We start from the raw sequence: 19,038 nt of genomic DNA, 5'->3' as shown, positions 1-19,038 counted from the left end.
CAACCTACGCGACCTCAGGTCAGCCGGTCCGCCTTCGACTGCAGGTAGTTCCGCTCCGGCATGCTCGTCGTACGGCGGGCCGCCAGCAGGTAGCTCTCCCGCGCAGCGGCGGCGTCACCGGACATCTCGAGCAGATGCGCGCGGACAGCCTCGAGCCGGTGGTTCATGCGGTCGTCCGCCTCAAGTGGCTCGAGTACGGCGAGCCCCTCCTTGGGGCCGACCGCCATACCTACTGCGACCGCGTGGTTGAGCTTCACCATCGGGTTGTCGACCAGCTGCTCGAGTACGTCGTACAGCGCGACGATCTGCCGCCAGTCCGTGTCGTCAGCACTCTCAGCCGTGCCATGGACCGCAGCGATCGCCGCCTGGACCTGGTACGGCCCCAACTGCGTCCGCGACAACGCATCGCTCACCATCGCCTCCCCCTCGACGATGGCGGCCCGGTTCCACTTGGAGCGGTCCTGCTCGGCCAGCGGGATCAGTGTCCCGTCCGCACCGGTCCGTGCCGCTCGCCGCGCGTCGGTCAGCAGCATCAGGGCCAGCAGTCCCGCCACCTCACCGTCGTCCGGCAGCAGCTTCCGCACGCCACGCACCAGCCGGATCGCCTCGGTAGTCAGCTCCGCACTGTGCAACGACGTACCTGACGACGCCGTGTAGCCCTCGTTGAAGATCAGGTAGAGGACATGCAGTACGGCGCCCATCCGCTCGTCCCGCTCCGCCTCCGGCGGCATCTCGAACGAACTGCCCGCCTGCTTGATGCTCCGCTTCGCCCGGCTGATCCGCTGCGCCATGGTTGCCTCCGGCACCAGGAACGCGGCCGCGATCTGTGCGGTGGTGAGACCACCGACCGCACGCAAGGTCAGTGCGATCTGCGACGCCGCCGACAACGCCGGATGGCAGCAGAGGAACAGCAGGGTCAGTGTGTCGTCTCTACCACCCGGGTCGTCGATCTCCGGGCTTGACGCGACGAACTCCTCCGGAGCGGCAAGCTGTGCCGCGTTCTCCTCACGCCGGCGCCTGGCCGACTCACTGCGGAGCAGATCGGTGAGCCGCCGCGACCCGACCCGGATCAGCCAGCCACGGGGGTTGTCCGGCACGCCCTCGGTCGGCCACTGCTGCGCGGCCGCGAGCAGAGCCTCCTGGACCGCTTCCTCGGCCAGGTCGAAGTGACCGTAGTGCCGGACCAGCGCACTGAGCACCTGCGGCGTCTGCTCCCGCAGCAGCAGTTCGAAGCCACTCACATCTCTAGCCCAGACGTGTCCATGACCGGTCGCACCTCGACCGCGACGTACTCCGCGTCCGGCATCCGGGCCGCGTACGCGATCGCCTGGTCGATGTCGTCGCACTCCACCAGGTAGAACCCGGCCAGGTGCTCCTTCGCCTCGGCGTACGGCCCGTCCGTCGTGGTCGTGGTGTCGTCACGCACCTGAACGGTCCGTGTGGTGATCGGGTCGGCCAGACCGGCGGCACTGACCAGCAGGCCCTGCTCGGTCAGCTCTCGCGACAGCGTCTCGTGCGCCTCGGCCAGCCCGTCGCGTTGCTCGGCCGACAGGCCCGCCCAGCTCTCGGCGTTGCTGTAGATCAGCAGCATGTACTTCACAGTCACCATCCTGTCCCGAGTGGAGGCCGCTGTGACCCCCAGTTAACAGGTACGTCGAAGCAGGTACGCCGTACTTCGACAGATCCGGAATGTCGAAGTACACCCGGTCGGCACCGACGTCTCTACCGAGTGACGCTCAGCCGGGGCGTCCCGCCGTACTGGAGATGCCTGATGGTTTCGCATTCGAAGCGTTGGTTCGCGCTGGCGTTGCTCTGTCTGACCGGGTTCATGATCATCCTGGACGCGTCGATCGTGCTGGTCGCCGTACCGTCGATCGAGCGGGAGCTGACCTTCTCGACCGGTGGCGCACAGTGGGTGCCCAGCGGGTACGGGCTGATGTTCGGCGGCCTCCTGCTGCTCGGCGGCCGGATCTCCGACCTGCTGGGTCGCCGGCGCGTCTTCATAACCGGACTGCTGCTGTTCGCGGGATCCTCTCTTCTCTGTGGCTTCGCGTGGAGTGGTGACGCTCTGGTCCTCGCACGCGGGCTGCAAGGCGCGGCGGCCGCCGTACTGGCTCCGAGTGCCTTGTCGATCGTCATGACCACGTTCCCGTCCGGTCCGGAGCGCAACAAGGCGCTGGGGATCTGGGGCGCGACCAGTGGGGTCGGCGGTACGGCGGGTTCGCTCGTCGGCGGACCTGTCACGGACGGACTCGGCTGGCAGTGGATCTTCTTCATCAACGTGCCGGTCTGCGTGCTGGTCGTCGTACTGGCGCCCGTACTGCTGCTGGACAGCCGCGGACCGGGACGCCGCGGGTTCGACGTGGCCGGTGCCATCGCCGTCACCGCAGCCCTCATCGTCCTGGTGTACGCCGTCATTGAGGCACCTGAGTCGTCGGCGACGCGGACCGTGCTCCTGGTGCTCGCTTCCGCGGCTCTGTTCGCACTGTTCGTAGCAGTGGAGAAGCGCTCGGCTGCACCGCTCGTACCGCTGCGGATCTTCCACTCACGCGCACTCGTCGGCGGCAACCTCATCACGATCAGCTGGGGGCTGGCAGCGTTCGGACTCAACTTCGTCTACACGCAGTACGCACAGCTCGCACTGGGTGCGTCAGCGATCCGCTACGGCTTCATGTCCGCCGTACTCGCAGCAGCCGCGGTCGTGGCGTCCATAGTCGGTCAGCACCTCGTCACTCGAGTCGGACCGCGACGGGTCGCCTTCGTGTCGCTACTGGTCGCAGGACTAGGTACGACGTTGATGACTCAGCTCACCGCGACCTCTGGGTACTTCGAGCTGGCCTTCTGGGGGCTGACGATCTTCGGTGCCGGACTGGGCGCAGGTACGGTCGCCGGCTCGATCGCCTCGCTGAGCGACGTCGCGGGCGAAGACGCCGGTGTTGCGTCCGGACTGCAGAACGCCAGCTTCCAGATCGGCGGAGCCGTCGGCGTCGCGGCAGTCTCCGCCGTAGCCACTGCCAGTACGTCGGGAATCACGCCGGTCGCCCTCACCCACGGCTACCGAATCGCGTTCGCGACGGTGTGGATCTTCCTCGCGATCGGCCTCGCCGGCTGTCTCCTGCTCAAACGACTGTTGGAGGTTCGGGCCCCTGGACGTGGGCACCGGACGTCTGTGGCCACCGTCAGGCGGCCCAGTTGAAGGAGGTTCCATGCTGGTCCTCGGACTGATTCTGCTGATCCTCGGGTTCGTGCTCAACATCTCGATCCTGTGGACCATCGGCATCGTGCTGCTCCTGGTCGGAGCCGTGTTGTGGCTTCTCGGAGCCACCGGCCGCGCGGTCGGCGGCCGAAGGCACTGGTACTGATCGGCGCGCGCACCAGAACCCCGCGGACATCCGCGGGGTTCTGTCGGCGCTGGTGGTTACCGTGTGGCCCATGAAGTACGTCGTGATGATCTTTCGGAGCGTCGACCGGGTGTGGACCGCGGACGACGACGCGGCCCTGGAGCGGTTGATGCGGCTCGAACGGGAGCTCGCCGAGTCTGGTGAACTGGTCAGCTCGGAAGGGCTGCGGCCGCCGGAGGACGGCCGGATCGTGCAGATCCGGGAAGGTCAGCAGGTCGTCACCGACGGCCCGTTCGGTGAGGCCAAGGAGCAACTGGCCGGGTTCTTCCTGATCGACGCGCCCGACGATCAGCACGCGCAGGAGATCGCCGGCCGGGTCTCTGTCGCGGTCGACGATCGGGTCGAGCTCCGCGGCACCCTGATCTCATCGGGGATGCCAGACGAACTTCGGTGAGCGTTTCTGTGTGAAGGCCTCGATACCTTCCGCGAGCTCACCCGAGGCGATCGTCTCGCGATACCGCCGTACCGCTGCCGCGTCTCCGTCCTCGCCGGACAGCAGCGCGTTGACCGACTCCTTGGCCGAGCGGATCGTCAACTGCGACCGGGAGACGAGCGTGTCAGCGAACGCCTCGGCCGCCGCCATCGGATCGTCCTCCACGCGGTCGACCAGGCCCTTCAGCTCGGCCCGGTCCGCGGTCAGCAGCTCACCGCTGAAGAGCAGGTACTTCGTGGTCGCCGGACCGACCAGGTCGAGCAGCACCTTGATCGCGGCCGGCGGGTAGACGACGCCGATCCGGGCCGGTGTGACGCCGAAGCTCGCGTCCCGCGCGGCGAACCGGAAGTCGCAGTTCACCGCGATCTCCAGGCCGCCGCCGATGCAGTGACCGCGGACGACCGCGATCGTCGGCTTCGGGAACTCCCGCAACGCCACCTGAGCCTGCAGGTTGGACGCCCGCAGCTCGGCCATCGGATCGGCCGGGTCGGCACCCGAGATCAACTCGCGGATATCGGCACCGGCGGAGAAGCTCGCGCCCTCGCCGGTCACCAGCAGGACCTTGACCTCGTCGTCACTCGCCAGGTCGGCGAGCAGCCCGGGCAGGGCCGCCCACATCGCGCGGGTCAGCGCGTTCCGCTTCGCCGCGCGATCGATCACCAGCCGCGCGACCGCCCCGCCCTCGATCCGAAATCCCACCCGCGCAGTCAACCAGCAACCGCCCCGCGGGCGCCGCGCCGTGGATCACACCCGGACGGCGCGTTTGGCACGGGACTTCGCGCGGGCCATCCGGAACAGGTACGCCGGGGTCGGCGGGACCCAGCCGAGCTGCTCGGCCTGCCCGAGGTCGTCGCGGTTCGCCCAGTGGTCGACGACCATGCCGTCCTCGATCCGGAACCAATGCGACTGCGTGGCCGCGAACGTCTTGCCGGTCGGCGGGAAGACCGTGTCCACCGAACCGTCGACGGCATACGTGACGAACGGCGCCACGTGCCGGCCCTTCATGGTCGAGTTCACCGCGACAAGGTTGCCATCGGCAACCACATGGTGGATCTCGTACGACAGGCCCTCGAAGGCGCCGCGGAGCCACTGCGCGGTCGCGTAGAAGGCGGCCGGTCCCCGCACCCGGCCATCCGCCGGCCCCACCACGTCCTCCCGGTTCCTCGCCTCCGGGTGGATCAGTGCGTCGAAGTCGGACCGCTCCCCGTCGGCCATGATCAGGATGCTGCGGACGGCGATGTCACCGGCCTGTGTTGTTGTACTCATCAGATCCCCCAATAATTAGATACAGTGTGACTGTACTCAAAGCATCGGATCGGTGATGGCGGAAGTCAAGAGGAACTACGACGCGACCTCGCGCCGCGAGCGGGCCCGGCTGCGGCGGCGCGATGTCGTGGTCGCAGCACAGGAACTGTTCGATGCGGACGGCTTCCAGGCGACCACGATCAGTGCGGTCGCCCGCCGCGCCGGCGTCTCACCGGAGAGCATCTACAAGGGCTTCGGCACCAAAGCAGCACTGGCGAAAGCCGTCTTCGACTTCGTCATCGCCGGCGACGACGAGCCGGTCCCGATCGCGGAGCGCCCCGAGGCGCGCGCGGTCCAGGACGAGCCCGACGTACAGCAGAAGATCCGGAGGTACGTCGACGGTCTCGTGCAGCGCCAGCAGCGGTCGGCCCGGGTCCAGATCCTGATCCGCGACGGGCGGCACGGCGACGAGACGCTCCGTGAGACCTGGCAGACGTTGCTCGACGAGCGGCTGATCGGGATGACGATGTTCGGCCGACACCTGCTCGAGACCGGCGACCTCCGCCCCGGCATCACCGTCGACGAGGTCGCCGACGTCCTGTGGACGTACATCTCCGTCGAGCTCTACGAGCTGCTCGTCCTGCTCCGCGACTGGAGCCCGGAGCGGTACGGCGACCACGTGGCGACCGCGATCACGACGGCGATCTGCCGACCAAGCGTTTGATCTCGGAACGGTCACATCCGAATAGCGGGCAGATCACGTCTGACGCCAGCCGGTGGATGTTCGTAATGCGTTAAGAGTAGGGGCCGATTCGAACCGGCGCGGCGAAGTGTGCTTGACTCCTCCGGTCGATAACGTTTTGGTCTCGGCAGATTGGGTTCTACAAGTGGCTGCAGGACGGCATAGACAGGCGCGGCACCGACAGTCGCGCTCCAAGATGATCCAGCCAGGTCTCGTGAAGGTAGCGATTCCGGGCGCGGCAGTGGCGATGGTTGCCACCGGTTCGGCCGCCGCACTTCCCAGCCAGCACGTTCAGCTCGACCCGTCGATCGCCAGCTCGTCCCTGCAGCTGTCGCGCGACGCAACGATCAGCCGGGACGCCCTGCGTCCGCCGATCAGCATCACGTCGACGACTCCGACCGCGGCGCCCAAGCCGAAGGCGAGCCCGACCGCCAAGCACCTCAAGAAGCAGGCGCCGATCCCGAAGCCGACCTCGGCGAAGACCCGCGCGACGCAGGACCTGAACGCGAATGCGACGCCGCCGAAGATCACCGGCACGAAGTACACCACCACCGACGTGAACCTCTGGTCGCTGCCGCTGACCGGCCTGCTGCTGGACGTGCTGCCGAAGGGCACCAAGGTCTCGGTCTCCGGCAAGGTCGACGGCATCTGGGCCGAGGTGGTCAGCGACGGCAAGTCCCGCTGGGTGAAGTCGCAGTACCTGTCCGCCACCAAGCCGGTCGCCACTGTGTCCGGGGCGATCTCGCAGGCAGCCTGCGAGTCCGGCTCGGCGGTGGAGGACGGCCTGACCCAGGACGCGATCCGGGTGCACCGGGCGATCTGCGCGAAGTTCCCCGACATCTCGTCGTACGGCGGGCTGCGGTCCGGCGACTCCGGGTCGGAGCACTCCAGCGGCCGCGCGCTCGACATCATGGTCAGCGGCTCCGAGGGCCAAGAGGTCGCGGACTGGCTGAAGGCCAACTACAAGAAGCTCGGCGTCAGCCAGCTGATCTGGCAGCAGCACATCTGGACGGTCCAGCGCAGCAGCGAGGGCTGGCGCGCGATGGAGGACCGCGGCGGCGCGACCGCGAACCACTACGACCACGTGCACGTGAGCGTCTACGGAAACTCCGGCACGGTCTGATCGACGCAAGGAAAACGGCCCGGGGCGGGGACCCGGGCCGTTTTTCTATGGCTTGATGTTGGCGTTCAGGTGGAAGAAGTTCGTGGGGTCGTAGGCCCGCTTGACCGCGCGCAGCCGCTCCAGGTCCGCCGCGTCGTACGCCGTGTCCGCGCATCCCGGGTCGCCGAGGAAGTTCACGAACGTCCGTCCCGACGTGGGTAGGCCCACGACCTCGCGGTCGATGATCACTGAGTACGACGCCTCACGGTGACCGATCGGTCCGGCGCCGGGACCCGGGTGGGCCATCGCGCCGCCCCAGTGGCGGATCTCGACCATCGCGTCCTCGAGTTCGGTGACCACGTCGATCACCTCGTCCGTCAGCGTGTCCAGGAAGTCGAGGTGGCGAGCGGGCGTGCCGCCCATCGCGGCGTCGGCGTACTCGATCGTCTGCAGCTCACCGGCGAGGCGCGGACCGGCGACCTCGAACAGCGGCTTCAGCAGGTGTTCGGCCAGCTCGGCCGGTCCGGCGTACAGGACCTTGATCGCGACGGCGCGCTGCTCGGTGCCGGGGACGCGGGTCAGGACGACCGCGGTGCTGAGTTCGTTGGGGATCGTGGCGGTCCAGTCGCGGTACCGGCGGAGGATCGCGGCGGCGCGGTCGATGCCGTAGTAGACGATGCCGGCGTGGACCTCGCGGACCGGGTACAGGCGGAACTCCAGTGAGGTGACAATGCCGAAGTTTCCGGTGCCGCCGCGGATCGCCCAGAACAGGTCCGGGTGCTGCTCGGCGCTCGCGGTGACGGTGCGGCCGTCGGCGGTGACGACCTCGGCGCGGATCACGCTGTCGGCCGCGAACCCGTACTTACGGGCCAGCCACCCCACTCCACCGCCCAGCGTGTACCCGGTGACGCCGACGTCGCGGTGCGACCCGGACAGCGGTGCGAGCCCGAACTGCCGCGCGGCATCCAGCACCGCACCCCAGCGGGCGCCCGGCGCGACCTTGGCGATCCGGCGCTCCGGGTCGACCAGTACGCCGGTCATCTGTGTTGTCTTCAGCAGGATCCCGCCGTCCGCAGGCACCCGAGTGCCGTGTCCGGTCGCCTGCACAGCGATCGGTACGCCGTACTCGCGGGCGGTCCGCACCGCTGCCTGTACGTCGGTCCGCCCGTACGCCTCGGCGACCACGAGCGGGCGCGAGTCCACCGAGGGGATCACCGAACGCCGCTGCTCGTCGTACTCCGGCTCTCCGGGCAGCCGGACGGCACCGTTGAAACCCGCCCCCAGCAGTCCCGCCACGAGGTCACTGGCAACCGCTGCAATCGCCTGCGTAGACATCTGATCCCGCTCCTTCGCCGTATCCGCTTCCTGCCCATACGTCGAAGGAGATCGCCGATCATCGACACGTCCGCCAAACTTTTCTCGATGACTCACTCGGTCGAGATCTCCGGACGCACCCTCACCAAGCGCTACGCGTCGTGGCCACGCGACGAGCCGGCCCGCGAATTCGCCGCGCTGACCGTGCTGTCCCGCGCCGCACCCGGCCTCGCGCCCACTCCCCTCGAGTTGTCCACAGACCCCACGCCGTGGCTGACGATGACGGTCGTCCCCGGCGAACCACTCGGAGGCTCTCTCACGTCCGCCCAGACCACCGCTCTGGGCGACGCTCTCTCGTTACTCTGGTCGGTCCCGTCTGACGATCTGGCCCCGATCGATCTGCAAGCGCTCGTCGACCGCACCCGATCGGGACTCGTCGCGCTCCGCGACACCGACGGCGTGATTGCCGAGGCCGCCCGTACCTGGCTCGACGACGAGCCGCCCGACCTGACCGCCGTACACGATCCTGTGGTTGCGCACGGCGACCCCAACCTGACCAACTACCTGTGGGACGGCGCGCGGGTCCGCATCGTCGACTTCGAGGACGCGGGGTCTGGTGATCGCACCGTCGAGCTGGCGAACCTGGTCGAGCACCTGTCCTGGCGAGAGACCGACCCGACCCCGTTGGTACGGCGGTTCGCCGTCGACCCCGAACGCTTCCGGGCAGCGCGCTGCCTGTGGGCCGGGTTCTGGCTGATACTGATCGGGCCCGGCGGGCCGAGCGCCGACCGCAATCCACCGGGGACCGCGGAGGCGCAGGCGCTGCGGATGCTCAGGCTGGTAGCGGGATGACCTCGAGGCGGTCGAGGTCGGCGAGGATGTCGATCTGGGTGATCTTGCCGTCGGTCACGGTGACGGCCATGACGCCCATCAAGCGGTCGTTGACCACCGTCATCACGCCGGGCAGGCCGTTGACCAGAACCAGCTGGTTGTACGGCGCCATGCGGCTGAACATGAGCGCCTGCTCGACGACTGCCTTCGCGCCGCGGACCAGCTTCGACACAGCCGGCCCGGCGAACTCGGCGCTCGCCGTGCCCGCGTCCGCCCGCAGCAGCACGTCCGGATCCAGCAGTGCTAGCAGCGCCTCGAAGTCACCGCCCCGCGACGCGGCCATGAACGCCTCCACGACGGCCCGCTGCCGGCTGACGTCCCCGTCACTCGCCGGTGCGCCCTGGACGCGCCGGCGCGCGCGACTCGCCAGCTGACGCGTCGCGGCCGGCGACTTGTCCACAATCGTGGCGATCTCGTCGAACCCGACGCCGAACATGTCGTGCAGCACGAACGCCAGCCGCTCAGCCGGCGACAGGGTCTCCAGTACGACAAGCAACGCCAGCCCGATCGCATCCGCCTGGACAACCTCGTCCTCCGGACCCAGTTCACCGTCCGCACGGCCGATAACCGGGTCCGGCACGTACGTGTCCAGTGAGTCCTCCCGCCGCGACTTGCGGCTGCGCAGCATGTCCAGACACACGCGAGACACCACAGTGGTCAGCCAGCCCGACAGATTGCCGACATCACTCACGTCAGTACGGCTCAGCCGCAGCCAGGCCTCCTGTACGGCGTCCTCGGCCTCAGGCAACGATCCGAGCATCCGGTACGCGACAGCACGCAGGTGTCCACGGTTCTCCTCGAACCGCCGCGCCAGTTGCTCATGCTCGTCCACCGCTACCTCCTCAGTGCCCTGACGGATCAGCCCACCATGATGTGACAAGCCACCCGATCAGCGGATCATGGGGTCATGACTGACCCGGTGTTCGCGGACGACTTCGACGCGCCGGCCCTGGACCTGTCGGTCTGGTCGCCGTACTACTTACCCCACTGGAGCTCCCGCGCCGCCTCTGCTGCGACCTACCAGCTGGCCGACTCCTGTCTGACGCTCAGCATCCCTGTGGAGCAGGGCCTCTGGTGCGCTGGCGATCACCAGCCGGACCTACGGGTCTCCGGCGTCCAGTCGGGCAGCTACTCGGGGCCTGTCGGCAGCACGGTCGGACAGCAGCCGTACCGTGACGGTCTGGTCGTTCGGGAGGAGCAGGAGCCGTTCTGGGGCTTGACCTCGGACGGTGGGTACGTCGAACTCCGCGCCAAGGCCGACATCGCTCCGGGCTCCATGGTGTCGCTCTGGATGGTCGGGCCGGAGGATCAGCCGGACCGCTGTGGCGAGATCTGCGTCATGGAGGTGTTCGGCGACGCGCTCGTCCCCGGTGAGTCCGCTGCGGTCGGCATGGGTCTCAAGACCATCCGCGACCCCGCCGTACCGCAGGACTTCGAGGCGGTCCGGCTGCCGATCGACCTACGGGATTTCCACACGTACGCGGTCGAGTGGTCCGGCGGTACGGCGACGTTCTCCGTCGACGGCACCGCGATCCGCAGCTGCCAGGGCGCTCCGACGTACCCGCTGCAGCTGATGCTCGCGGTCTTCGACTTCCCGGAGCAGTCCGGGAAGGACCATGTCCCGAGCTTTGTCGTCGACCACATCCGGGTGCGCTAAGGTCGGTGCCATGTTCCAGCGCGCGAGTATGTGGTGGGCCGTCGACCTGACGGCCTGAATCCGCGCGTACCCACCCGGCCGTCTCCTGCGAGGCGGCCGTTGTCATGTTCTCCTCGTGGGCGGCCCAGCACCCTGAGGAATGCCGATGGCAACAACGCTCCGGACGTGGTCCGGTCTGATCTCCGCGCTCCTGGCCGGCTCCGACCTGTCGACGGCGGACACCGGCTGGGCGATGGACCAACTGGTGCTCGGCGAGGCGTCGCCGTCCCAGATCTCCGGGTTTCTGATCGCCCTGCGGGCGAAGGGTGAGACCGCGGACGAGCTCAACGGGCTGGCCGACGTACTGCGTTCGCACGCGACGCCGGTGCGGATCAGCGGACCGTTCGTGGACATCGTCGGGACAGGTGGCGACCGGACCGGCGCGGCGAACATCTCGACGATGGCAGCCGTGGTTGTCGCCGCTACTGGTGTCACGGTGGTCAAGCACGGTGGGCGGGCGGCTTCGTCATCAGCCGCCGGTTCTGGCGACCTGGTCGAGCACCTGGGCGTTCCACTCGATCTGTCCGCTGCCGACGCGGCCCAGATGGCTGCGGAGGTCGGACTGACCTACCTCTTCGCTCCACGCTTCAACCCAGCCCTCCGCCAAGTTGCGGTGGTACGGCGTGAGCTGGCGGTCCCCACCGCCTTCAACGTGCTCGCACCGTTGCTGAACCCGGCCAACCCGCAACACCAACTCGTTGGCGTAGCGAACCAGCGCATGCTGCCTGTGATCACCAGTGCGCTCGCCAAGCAGGGCCGGTCTGCACTGGTCGCCCGCGGCGACGACGGGCTCGACAAGCTCACCACTACTGGTTATTCGCGGCTCTGGGTGGTGCATGGCGGTTCTGCATCGGAGGTGGTGTTCGACCCGCGCTCACTGGGGCTCCGACCCTCCTCTCTCGCGGAGCTGCGTGGTGGGGATGCTGCATTTAACGCCCGGCTCTTGCGAGGTCTGGTTGACGGAGAGCACGGTCCGATGCGGGACGTCGTACTGCTGAACGCTGCGGCCGCGCTGGCGACTCTCTCGCTGGAGGACGGGCTGGAGCAGTTGGCTGACTGCTTCGAGCGGTGCCGGGAGGCTGTGGACAGTGGCCGAGCAGCAGCGCTACTGGACCGCTGGACGAGCCGCCGGTGATGCCCCCGCGAATCGCAGGATGGTGTCGGTGACCAGCTGGGGTTCGCGGAGGCTCGGGAAGTGGTCGGCGCCAGGTAGCCAGATGAACTCGCAGCCGGGGATTCGCGCGGCAGTGCCGCCGGCCACGGCTGCGAGGATCGGCCGGTCCTTGTCACCGACCATGACGACCGACGGCACCTGGATCTCCTGCAGCCGGTCGTAGACGGGCGGATCCGGCTTCAGGTACTCACCCTGGTCGAACCACGCTGGAACAGCAGCGCGGAGCTGTGCGGCCACAGCGTCATCAGAGCCCGCTGCAGCCCAGTGCCGCAGCCCGAACTGCACCAGACCCTCCACATCCCGCTTAGCCGCGAGTACGTCGTACTCCGCATCCAGCTCCGGCTCCTCGGGCATTGGGAAACCGCTGACGCCCGGACACAACAGCACCAGGCCGTGGACCCGGTCCGGATGGGCCAGCGTGAAGTTGAGCGCCGTACCGCCGCCCATCGAGCAGCCGACCAGCAGCACGTGCTCCAGGTTCAGCTGCTCCAGGACCGTCTCGAGGTCGCCGAGCAGCGAGAACTCACCTGTCGGCTGGGGCGAACGCCCGTACCCACGGACGTCGTACCGAACGACCCGGTGCCCGCTGAGCCCGGGCACGACGGGGTCCCACACGCGTGAGTCCCCGATCCCCGGATGCAACAGCACTATCGGCACACCGTCGCCGGCGAGATGCTCAGCCCAGACCGCGTCCTGTCCAACCGGAATCGTCAGCTCCATCTCTTCAGCATGCCTGTCCGCGGGTACCAGTGCCCGCCAGCTCGCAGGTGCTTGACGAACGCTCTTTGCAGCGTGGTGTCCTGCGGGACCTTGTCGAGGTCCTCGTCGGTCAGCTGGTGGGCAGGTACTGGGAGGTGCAGTCCCAGTCGCATCAGCTCACGGTCGCCCTCGGTCGGGTCCTCTGGTTGCAGGTGCGGGAGGATGTCGAAACGGCTCTGGAAACGCATGATGTTCGACTCTGGGCGCAGGTACTCGCCCAGTTGCGGGTCCAGCAGCCAGGAATGACAGACGAGCCCCGCTAGCGGCTCCTCCGGGTACCAGCGCTTGAACGAGTCGACTGCAGTGGCGACGGACTCCGCTGACTGCTGGGCATCGAGCCGGCCGCTCGGTGGAATGTGGATCGACAGCACGTGGCCGGACACGCCATCGCCCATGCCCAACTGAGTGCGCGTGAACGCGTGCCGGCCGATCTCGTAGTCGGTACCGCGGAAACGCAGCGGTGGACTCCACAGCGGCATCAGCCCGACCCCGGCACAGCCGAAGACGTGCCGGTGTGTCTGCATCACCCCACCGAGTGCCGCCACCGTAGAGACAGTCACCGACTCCGGCACACCCCGCTGCGCGTGCAGCTCACGCACGCGCTGCAGGTTGGCCAGCAACGCCCATGCCGCGGCGAACAGTCCCACCGCCGTCGCATCTCTCGGCACCGCCGGCCAGCCTCTGAAACCGGTGGGCGGCAGTGCCAGATCCAGGTGCCGCTCGACCTCTCCTGCAAGCGCCCACGTGATCGCCCACCACTCCGGTTCGCGGTCCGGGTCCGGACGCGCCGTCAGCATCGCGTGACGATCAGCCGGGTGCACACCGCAGTACGCCAGCAACTCCTCGGCGTCCTCGGGCAACTGTGGGTCGGTGCCGACCTCCAGGCCCTCGAACCGCGTCTGGTCCCGCTTGGTGAAGCCCACTCGTTCCGCCGCACTCAGAACGTCCACAACCTGTTCCCTCCGCCGCGCTCGGTCTGTCCCTCGACCTCACCACGGGCCGCCCGGCCCGCGCACGACTTTTGTGTCGGAGGTCACGGTTAGGCTCGGCGCACCGCAAGCGAACCAGGGAGATGGCATGGCGAAGTTCGGGCAGTCCGACGACTTGCAAGGGGCGGAGTTCTTCGAGGCGAACCTGCGCGGGGCTCGGTTCGTCGAGTCCGATCTGTCCGGCGCAGTGATGCGCGGCGTCGACATCCAGGGCGCGGACATCGACGCGCCGTGGCTAGCCGAGCCCGGGGGCAGCCTGACGGTCAACGGTGTCGAGGTTGCGGCGTACGTCGAAGCCGAGCAGAACCGCCGCTTTCCAGGCCGAGAGACGCGGCGGGCCGAGGACCCCGATGGTCTCCGCGCCGCGTGGGCCATCCTCGAGAAGACCTGGGCGTCGGCTGTCGAACGCGTCGCGGGCATGCCGGAAGGCACCGCCGACATATCGGTGGACGGCGAGTGGTCGTTCGCCGAGACGCAGCGGCACCTGGTGCACGCCATCGACCTGTGGTTCGGCCGCTCGATCCTCGAACGCGAGGAGTTCCATCCTCTCGGCCTGAGGTACGGCGCCACGGACGCGCTGACCGACAAACCGCCGTACGCCGAAGTTCTCGAAGCCTACGCCGGCCGCGTCGCCATGGTCCGCGACTTCCTCGCCACCGTCACCCCGGAGGAGCTGGACACCCCGCGCAAGAACCCGCACAACTCCAACCCCAAGACCACACGGTCCTGCCTACACGTGGTCCTCGAAGAGGGCTGGGAACACTACCGCTTCGCCACCCGCGACCTCAACACCATCGAGACCCGCTGACGAGCCGGTAGATGACGCATCTTGGTCCATGGGATCCGCTACAGCCCTACGAGGTCGCAGAACTGTGGAATCAGCAACGAGAGCGGAAGCCCTGGTGGATCGCCGGCGGCTATGCAATCGAACTGTTCGTCGGCCACAAACTCCGGGGCCATGGCGACATCGACGTACTTCTGCTCCGCGAGGATCAACACGTCGTGCATGACATTCTGGCGGGATGGGACGTGCAGGCGGCGGACCCGCCAGGGCAGCTCCGGCAATGGCCCGCGGGTGAAGTCCTACCGCAGCACGTCCATGACATCTGGTGTCGTGAGAGTCCATCGGGCCCTTGGCGGCTCCAGATCATGCTCGACAACACCGACGACAATCACTGGTTCTCTCGTCGCGATCCCCGAGTACGCAGGCCGGTCGCAGACCTCGCCAGGGAAACCAGCGAGGGATGGCCGTACCTCGCTCCGGAAATCCAGCTGTTCTACAAGGCCAAGCCGACGAACCAACTGCCGAAGGACGAGATCGATTTCAGCGCCGCGCTGCCCCTGCTCGACGCGACGCAGCGCGCTTGGCTCGTCGCCGCGCTCAGCATCACGCTCCCAGACCACCACTGGCGTACTGCACTCCGGTAGGGCCGAGGATCTTCTGGCAGCGGAAGTAGAGCAGACCAGGCACCGCCTGCCAGACCGGCCGATCGCCGACGGGCTCGACCATTCGCATGACGGCCAGGCCCGCCGCCACCAATGTGTTGATGTAGGTCGACATCATCCGGTGGTACACGACCCGTGGCAGGATCTCCAACCGCGTGACGCTGCTGTACGGCCCCTCGTCGAAGTACCGACCTGTGATTCGTCGCGTCGAGCCATCAACGTGATCGATCAACTCACCGTCTGCGGGGGTCTTGTAGCACGGGTGAATGATCGACGCCACGAACCATCCGCCAGGCTTGAGGATCCGCGCGATCGACCGCACCGTCGGCTCGAGCTCGGGGATATCCATCAATGCCATGTGGCACACCACTGCGTCGAACGCGTCGTCGGGGACCTGGCGGAGACCGTGGGCATCATCGTGTAGGTACTCGATTCCGCGAGGTGTCTGCTGCTCCAGCCTGCGGGCGTGGGCCAGTAGTGTCTCCGAGGCGTCGATGCCTACAACCTCGGCGCCGAGATCGGCCAGCCGCCGTGCGTCGCGGCCCTGGCCACAGGCGACCGCGGCGACGCGCTGGCCGCGCACGGTACCGAGCAATGCGTCGAATGTTTCATCTTGCAGGCCGACCCCGTCAGGGTCGACGGCCGCGTGATACGCGTCTGCCAGCTCTTCGTACGCACTCGTGAGGTTGGTCATATACACACGAACGGCACTTGAGTCCGGTACGTTCCTGGTCTGCTACCAGCTAACGACATCCGCTGATGCACCGCCGCGTTCTGGCTCACTGAGCGGAGGGTGTGGGATTCGAACCCACGATGACGGTCACCCGCCATACCGGTTTTCAAGACCAGCGCACTCGGCCGCTATGCGAACCCTCCTGGCGGTTGCCGCCGAGGGTTGAGGATAGCGCAGGTGGGGTGGGGGGAAACGGAGTGCGGGGGCGGGGACCGGACGGTATGGTCTGCGCAGCGGCGGAGGCGCCGCGGTGGGATACGGACGGAGGTGGGAGCAATGTCTCGGTCGTTCGAGGGCATCGCACACGCCGGCCGGTCAGCGCGCTGACGCTCTGACCGGGCGAACCGGCCGGCTGCACAGCCGGCGTCCATCGCTTCGTCATGCCCTCAGGAGTTCCTATGCGTTCCCTCGGTGCGTACGCGTTCCCGTCCGAGCTCGGACCTGATTTCCGCAAGATCTTCCCGGCCGCGATCATCTCCAACCTCGGCGACGGCGCCCTGATCGCCGCCGGCCCGTTGCTGGTCGCCTCGATCACCAGTGAGCCTGCGGCGGTCGGTGCCGCCGCCTTCGTCCAGCAGTTGCCGTGGCTGCTCTTCGCCCTGTTCAGCGGCGTCCTCGTCGACCGGCTCGACCGCCGGTTGATGATCGTTGCCGCGGACACCTTTCGCGCGATCGTTCTGGCCGCGCTCGGTCTCGCCGTACTGCTCGACGCCGCGCCGCTCTGGGCGGTCTACCTCGCACTGTTCCTCCTTGGTACGGCGGAAACGCTGGCAGACAACGCATCCGGTGCGTTGCTGGTCAGCGCCGTACCGAAGGATCACCTCGGCAAGGCCAACGCCCGGCTGTTCGCCAGCGGCACCGTGCTCCAGCAACTCGGCGGACCACCGCTGGGCGCGCTGCTGTTCGCCGCGGGCGCCGGCATTCCGCTGGTGTTCAACGCGGTCACGTTTGCCGCCGCAGCCACGCTGATCGCTCGCGTCGCCATACGTCCACCGCTGCCTGATCACTCCACTCGTGCAGCCGTGTTGCACGAGGTGCGTGAGGGATTCCGCTGGCTCTGGGGCCACTCCGGCGTACGGACGCTCGCCCTGTCGATCCTGGTCATGAACATCACCTTCTGTGCCGCCTTCGCGACCTGGGTGTTGTTCGCGCGCGAGCAGTTGGGTCTGAGCGAGACACAGTTCGGTCTGCTCGTGTCGGTCGGTGCCGTGGGCGGTGTGCTCGGTATGCCGACGTACCACTTCCTGGAGCCGCGCGTGGGGTCCGTGACCCTCCTCCGCGCCGGACTGGTGATCGAGACGACGGTCCACCTCATCCTGGCGCTCACCAGGAACCCGTGGGTCGCTGGCGCGACCATGGCCGTGTTCGGCGTCCACGCGGTCGTGTGGGGCATCGTGTCGACTACAGCGCGTCAACTGGCCACACCGGACGCTCTGATGGGCAGGGTGAACAGCGTGTACCTGCTGGCCTCAGTGGGCGGTGCCGCGATCGGCTCCGCGCTGGGCGGCGTACTGGCGCAGCAGTACGGTCTGGCCGCGCCGTTCGCGATCGCCTTCGTGGCGATGGTGGTGATGACAGCGGTCGCCTGGCGCCCACTCCGGAACGTCTCGGTACGGCGCGTGGGCGCGACTGACTGAAATCGGATGGAATGGACTGGCGAGCGCTTGCTACGGTTCGCCAGCCGCCAAAACTGTCCCGATGGGAGCGCTCCGCCATGCCCGCAGCCGCGTCACTCGGCCTCCCGAACGTCCGCGGTCGGGTCCCACTGCTGGCCGGTCTGGCGATCGACTCGTTCGGTGGCGGCTGCGCCGGGCCGTTGCTGTTGCTGTTCTTCAACAAGGTCGCCGGTATCCCGCTCGGGACCGCCGGCGTGTTGCTGACCGTCGCGACACTGTTCTCCATCGCGGCACCCGCCGCTGTGGGTCTGGTGATCGACCGCGTCGGGGCGCGGAACCTTGTCGTGGCTGCGCAGTTCGCTCAGGGCCTGGCGTTCACGGGCTTCTTCTTCGGGCGGTCGATGTGGCTGCTGTTCCTGTGCGCGCTGGTCATGACAACCGGCCAGCGGGTGTTCTGGTCGGCGATCTTCAGCCTGCTCGCGGACGTCGCCGATGAGGGCGAGCGGGACAAGTGGTTCGGCCTCGGCGGGATGATGCAGGCCGGTGGCCTCGCTCTCGGCGCTCTGGTGGCCGGTTGGCTGTTGGCGATCGGTGGGGACGCACCGTTCCTGTTCGCGATGGCCCTCAACGCGGTGACGTTCTACCTCGCCGGCCTGCTGCTCCTGCGGCTGCACCCGTCGCACCACGAGCGGACCGACCAGGACACCGGTCCGGCGCCGTTGCTGCGCAAGGACAAGACATTCCTGGCACTCATCGCCGCCAACACGTTGCTGGCGCTGTGCACGATGATGCTCGGCGTCGGCGTACCGGTGTATGTCACTGAAGCGCTGACAGTGCCGAAGTGGCTGGTCGGCGTTCTGATCGCGGCAACGGCTGTCGTGTTGGCGACCGGTCAGACGCTCGTCGTACGGCACACGGAGCAGCGACGTCGTACGAACGTCATGGTGGTCGCTGGGATCACGTACGCCGTTTGGGCGCTGCTGATGGCGCTGCAGGTGCATATCCCGGCTGGATGGGTCGTGCCGGTGCTCGTCCTGGCCACGGCCTGCTACGCGTTCGCCGACGTACTGCACGCAGCGACGAACAATGCACTGTCGGCCGCGATCGCGCCCGCGGTCGGGCGGGGAAAGTATCTGTCGTACTGGCAGTACTCGTTCACCTTCGCGAGCGTGCTGGCGCCGGCGTTCTTCGCGCAGCTCTTCGAGGTGCATCACGAGCTGCCGTGGGTGGTGCTCGCGGCGCTCGCGCTGGTTGCGAGCCTGACGATCTATGTGCTCGCCCGGATGGCTCCGCGGCTGAGCTCCGCGCGGATCTGAGCGGATCCGGGTGGGCGGTTCCTGACCTGTCAGGATGCGTTGCATCTGATCGAACATCTGTTCTAATGTTGGCTCAGTTCGCGGTTCTCCACCCGGATTGTCCGCCGGACCGAGCCTGCCACCTCGATGTGGACGGCCCGGAGGACACCGCCGCCCGGGTTGTGAGGACCCGGGCTGTGGA

At 67.8% G+C, this 19,038-nt stretch carries 21 protein-coding genes and 1 tRNA gene; 12 read left to right on the top strand and 10 right to left on the bottom strand.

All coding sequences use genetic code 11. From position 1 onward, the window contains the following. Window positions 1–14: 14 nt before the first annotated feature. Window positions 15–1,241 carry an RNA polymerase sigma factor gene (locus E0H45_RS12330; RefSeq protein WP_131337143.1) on the bottom strand — a complete coding sequence of 409 codons (1,227 nt, stop codon included), beginning with the start codon at window positions 1,239–1,241 and terminating at the stop codon, window positions 15–17. Beyond that, a complete protein-coding gene (locus tag E0H45_RS12325) occupies window positions 1,238–1,591 on the bottom strand; it encodes a YciI family protein (RefSeq protein ID WP_238154995.1) in 354 nt (117 codons plus the stop codon). The genes E0H45_RS12330 and E0H45_RS12325 overlap by 4 nt, the downstream gene beginning before the upstream one ends. A 180-nt stretch (window positions 1,592–1,771) precedes the next feature. Between E0H45_RS12325 and E0H45_RS12320 the strand changes: the two genes are divergently transcribed. From E0H45_RS12320 to E0H45_RS12315, 3 genes are all read left to right on the top strand, one after another. Next, entirely contained in the window at window positions 1,772–3,196 is a 1,425-nt protein-coding gene (locus E0H45_RS12320; protein WP_131337139.1) for an MFS transporter, read from the top strand. A 10-nt stretch (window positions 3,197–3,206) separates the two neighbouring features. Next, the gene (locus E0H45_RS42425) at window positions 3,207–3,362 is read left to right on the top strand and encodes a DUF6131 family protein (RefSeq protein WP_165546417.1); all 156 of its coding nucleotides are present in this window, start codon (window positions 3,207–3,209) and stop codon (window positions 3,360–3,362) included. 70 nt (window positions 3,363–3,432) lie between these two features. Further along, window positions 3,433–3,795, top strand: coding sequence for a YciI family protein (locus E0H45_RS12315; RefSeq protein WP_131337137.1), 363 nt, complete (start codon window positions 3,433–3,435; stop codon window positions 3,793–3,795). Here E0H45_RS12315 and E0H45_RS12310 read toward each other — a convergent pair. Beyond that, the gene (locus E0H45_RS12310) at window positions 3,766–4,533 is read right to left on the bottom strand and encodes an enoyl-CoA hydratase/isomerase family protein (RefSeq protein WP_202872260.1); all 768 of its coding nucleotides are present in this window, start codon (window positions 4,531–4,533) and stop codon (window positions 3,766–3,768) included. The genes E0H45_RS12315 and E0H45_RS12310 overlap by 30 nt on opposite strands. 45 nt (window positions 4,534–4,578) lie before the next feature. Beyond that, window positions 4,579–5,100, bottom strand: coding sequence for an ester cyclase (locus E0H45_RS12305; protein ID WP_131337133.1), 522 nt, complete (start codon window positions 5,098–5,100; stop codon window positions 4,579–4,581). A gap of 55 nt (window positions 5,101–5,155) precedes the next feature. Between E0H45_RS12305 and E0H45_RS12300 the strand changes: the two genes are divergently transcribed. Together E0H45_RS12300 and E0H45_RS12295 are read left to right on the top strand one after the other, a co-directional pair. After that, window positions 5,156–5,803 carry a TetR/AcrR family transcriptional regulator gene (locus tag E0H45_RS12300; protein WP_131337131.1) on the top strand — a complete coding sequence of 216 codons (648 nt, stop codon included), beginning with the start codon at window positions 5,156–5,158 and terminating at the stop codon, window positions 5,801–5,803. A gap of 232 nt (window positions 5,804–6,035) precedes the next feature. After that, window positions 6,036–6,944 carry a VldE C-terminal domain-containing protein gene (locus tag E0H45_RS12295; RefSeq protein WP_238154930.1) on the top strand — a complete coding sequence of 303 codons (909 nt, stop codon included), beginning with the start codon at window positions 6,036–6,038 and terminating at the stop codon, window positions 6,942–6,944. A gap of 45 nt (window positions 6,945–6,989) precedes the next feature. On the opposite strand, the gene E0H45_RS12290 is transcribed toward E0H45_RS12295, so the two are convergent. Then, window positions 6,990–8,258 (bottom strand): FAD-binding oxidoreductase, encoded by a 1,269-nt coding sequence (locus E0H45_RS12290; protein WP_131337127.1) that lies wholly within the window; start codon window positions 8,256–8,258, stop codon window positions 6,990–6,992. Between the two features lie 87 nt (window positions 8,259–8,345). Between E0H45_RS12290 and E0H45_RS12285 the strand changes: the two genes are divergently transcribed. Beyond that, a complete protein-coding gene (locus E0H45_RS12285) occupies window positions 8,346–9,089 on the top strand; it encodes an aminoglycoside phosphotransferase family protein (protein ID WP_131337125.1) in 744 nt (247 codons plus the stop codon). Here the strand turns inward: E0H45_RS12285 and sigJ are convergent. Further along, window positions 9,070–9,960, bottom strand: a complete 891-nt coding sequence (gene sigJ, locus E0H45_RS12280; RefSeq protein ID WP_131337123.1) for an RNA polymerase sigma factor SigJ — start codon at window positions 9,958–9,960, stop codon at window positions 9,070–9,072. The genes E0H45_RS12285 and sigJ overlap by 20 nt on opposite strands. A 75-nt stretch (window positions 9,961–10,035) precedes the next feature. Here sigJ and E0H45_RS12275 point away from each other — a divergent pair, with 75 nt between their 5' ends. Continuing rightward, complete coding sequence (locus tag E0H45_RS12275; RefSeq protein ID WP_131337121.1) at window positions 10,036–10,785, top strand: glycoside hydrolase family 16 protein; 750 nt, start codon at window positions 10,036–10,038, stop codon at window positions 10,783–10,785. Window positions 10,786–10,930: 145 nt separating this feature from the next. Then, a complete protein-coding gene (gene trpD, locus E0H45_RS12270; protein ID WP_238154929.1) occupies window positions 10,931–11,959 on the top strand; it encodes an anthranilate phosphoribosyltransferase in 1,029 nt (342 codons plus the stop codon). Here trpD and E0H45_RS12265 read toward each other — a convergent pair. Both E0H45_RS12265 and E0H45_RS12260 read right to left on the bottom strand, forming a co-directional pair. Then, entirely contained in the window at window positions 11,930–12,718 is a 789-nt protein-coding gene (locus E0H45_RS12265) for an alpha/beta fold hydrolase (protein WP_131337117.1), read from the bottom strand. The genes trpD and E0H45_RS12265 overlap by 30 nt on opposite strands. Further along, on the bottom strand, window positions 12,709–13,707 hold the full coding sequence (locus E0H45_RS12260) for an acyltransferase domain-containing protein (protein WP_131337115.1): 999 nt from the start codon (window positions 13,705–13,707) through the stop codon (window positions 12,709–12,711). The genes E0H45_RS12265 and E0H45_RS12260 overlap by 10 nt, the downstream gene beginning before the upstream one ends. A 127-nt stretch (window positions 13,708–13,834) precedes the next feature. On the opposite strand from E0H45_RS12260, the gene E0H45_RS12255 reads away from it, so the two are divergent. Both E0H45_RS12255 and E0H45_RS12250 read left to right on the top strand, forming a co-directional pair. After that, window positions 13,835–14,554, top strand: coding sequence for a DinB family protein (locus tag E0H45_RS12255; RefSeq protein ID WP_131337113.1), 720 nt, complete (start codon window positions 13,835–13,837; stop codon window positions 14,552–14,554). Between the two features lie 11 nt (window positions 14,555–14,565). Next, window positions 14,566–15,174: a nucleotidyltransferase domain-containing protein gene (locus E0H45_RS12250; RefSeq protein ID WP_131337111.1), complete on the top strand. Its 609-nt coding sequence runs from the start codon at window positions 14,566–14,568 to the stop codon at window positions 15,172–15,174. Here the strand turns inward: E0H45_RS12250 and E0H45_RS12245 are convergent. Further along, on the bottom strand, window positions 15,134–15,886 hold the full coding sequence (locus E0H45_RS12245; protein WP_131337109.1) for a class I SAM-dependent methyltransferase: 753 nt from the start codon (window positions 15,884–15,886) through the stop codon (window positions 15,134–15,136). The two genes, E0H45_RS12250 and E0H45_RS12245, sit on opposite strands and share 41 nt — an antisense overlap. Window positions 15,887–15,979: 93 nt before the next feature. Then, window positions 15,980–16,068: transfer RNA gene (locus tag E0H45_RS12240), tRNA-Ser, on the bottom strand. A 255-nt stretch (window positions 16,069–16,323) separates the two neighbouring features. On the opposite strand from E0H45_RS12240, the gene E0H45_RS12235 reads away from it, so the two are divergent. Next, window positions 16,324–17,562 (top strand): MFS transporter, encoded by a 1,239-nt coding sequence (locus E0H45_RS12235; protein WP_131337107.1) that lies wholly within the window; start codon window positions 16,324–16,326, stop codon window positions 17,560–17,562. A 77-nt stretch (window positions 17,563–17,639) separates the two neighbouring features. Further along, window positions 17,640–18,857: an MFS transporter gene (locus E0H45_RS12230; RefSeq protein WP_131337105.1), complete on the top strand. Its 1,218-nt coding sequence runs from the start codon at window positions 17,640–17,642 to the stop codon at window positions 18,855–18,857. Window positions 18,858–19,038 lie beyond the last annotated feature (181 nt).

This window comes from Kribbella soli (assembly GCF_004331345.1).
GTDB lineage: Bacteria > Actinomycetota > Actinomycetes > Propionibacteriales > Kribbellaceae > Kribbella > Kribbella soli.
This window is presented reverse-complemented; position numbering and strand designations above follow the sequence as displayed.

What these genes read in the sequence shown, in the direction of transcription:
- E0H45_RS12245 (WP_131337109.1), bottom strand. Translation starts at nt 15,886, where the DNA reads ATGACCAACCTCACGAGTGCGTACGAAGAGCTGGCAGACGCGTATCAC.
- E0H45_RS12285 (WP_131337125.1), top strand. Translation starts at nt 8,346, where the DNA reads ATGACTCACTCGGTCGAGATCTCCGGACGCACCCTCACCAAGCGCTAC.
- E0H45_RS12275 (WP_131337121.1), top strand. Translation starts at nt 10,036, where the DNA reads ATGACTGACCCGGTGTTCGCGGACGACTTCGACGCGCCGGCCCTGGAC.
- E0H45_RS12265 (WP_131337117.1), bottom strand. Translation starts at nt 12,718, where the DNA reads ATGGAGCTGACGATTCCGGTTGGACAGGACGCGGTCTGGGCTGAGCAT.
- E0H45_RS42425 (WP_165546417.1), top strand. Translation starts at nt 3,207, where the DNA reads ATGCTGGTCCTCGGACTGATTCTGCTGATCCTCGGGTTCGTGCTCAAC.
- E0H45_RS12305 (WP_131337133.1), bottom strand. Translation starts at nt 5,100, where the DNA reads ATGAGTACAACAACACAGGCCGGTGACATCGCCGTCCGCAGCATCCTG.
- E0H45_RS12230 (WP_131337105.1), top strand. Translation starts at nt 17,640, where the DNA reads ATGCCCGCAGCCGCGTCACTCGGCCTCCCGAACGTCCGCGGTCGGGTC.
- E0H45_RS12235 (WP_131337107.1), top strand. Translation starts at nt 16,324, where the DNA reads ATGCGTTCCCTCGGTGCGTACGCGTTCCCGTCCGAGCTCGGACCTGAT.
- trpD (WP_238154929.1), top strand. Translation starts at nt 10,931, where the DNA reads ATGGCAACAACGCTCCGGACGTGGTCCGGTCTGATCTCCGCGCTCCTG.
- E0H45_RS12325 (WP_238154995.1), bottom strand. Translation starts at nt 1,591, where the DNA reads ATGCTGCTGATCTACAGCAACGCCGAGAGCTGGGCGGGCCTGTCGGCC.
- E0H45_RS12315 (WP_131337137.1), top strand. Translation starts at nt 3,433, where the DNA reads ATGAAGTACGTCGTGATGATCTTTCGGAGCGTCGACCGGGTGTGGACC.
- E0H45_RS12300 (WP_131337131.1), top strand. Translation starts at nt 5,156, where the DNA reads ATGGCGGAAGTCAAGAGGAACTACGACGCGACCTCGCGCCGCGAGCGG.
- E0H45_RS12250 (WP_131337111.1), top strand. Translation starts at nt 14,566, where the DNA reads ATGACGCATCTTGGTCCATGGGATCCGCTACAGCCCTACGAGGTCGCA.
- E0H45_RS12320 (WP_131337139.1), top strand. Translation starts at nt 1,772, where the DNA reads ATGGTTTCGCATTCGAAGCGTTGGTTCGCGCTGGCGTTGCTCTGTCTG.
- E0H45_RS12255 (WP_131337113.1), top strand. Translation starts at nt 13,835, where the DNA reads ATGGCGAAGTTCGGGCAGTCCGACGACTTGCAAGGGGCGGAGTTCTTC.
- E0H45_RS12290 (WP_131337127.1), bottom strand. Translation starts at nt 8,258, where the DNA reads ATGTCTACGCAGGCGATTGCAGCGGTTGCCAGTGACCTCGTGGCGGGA.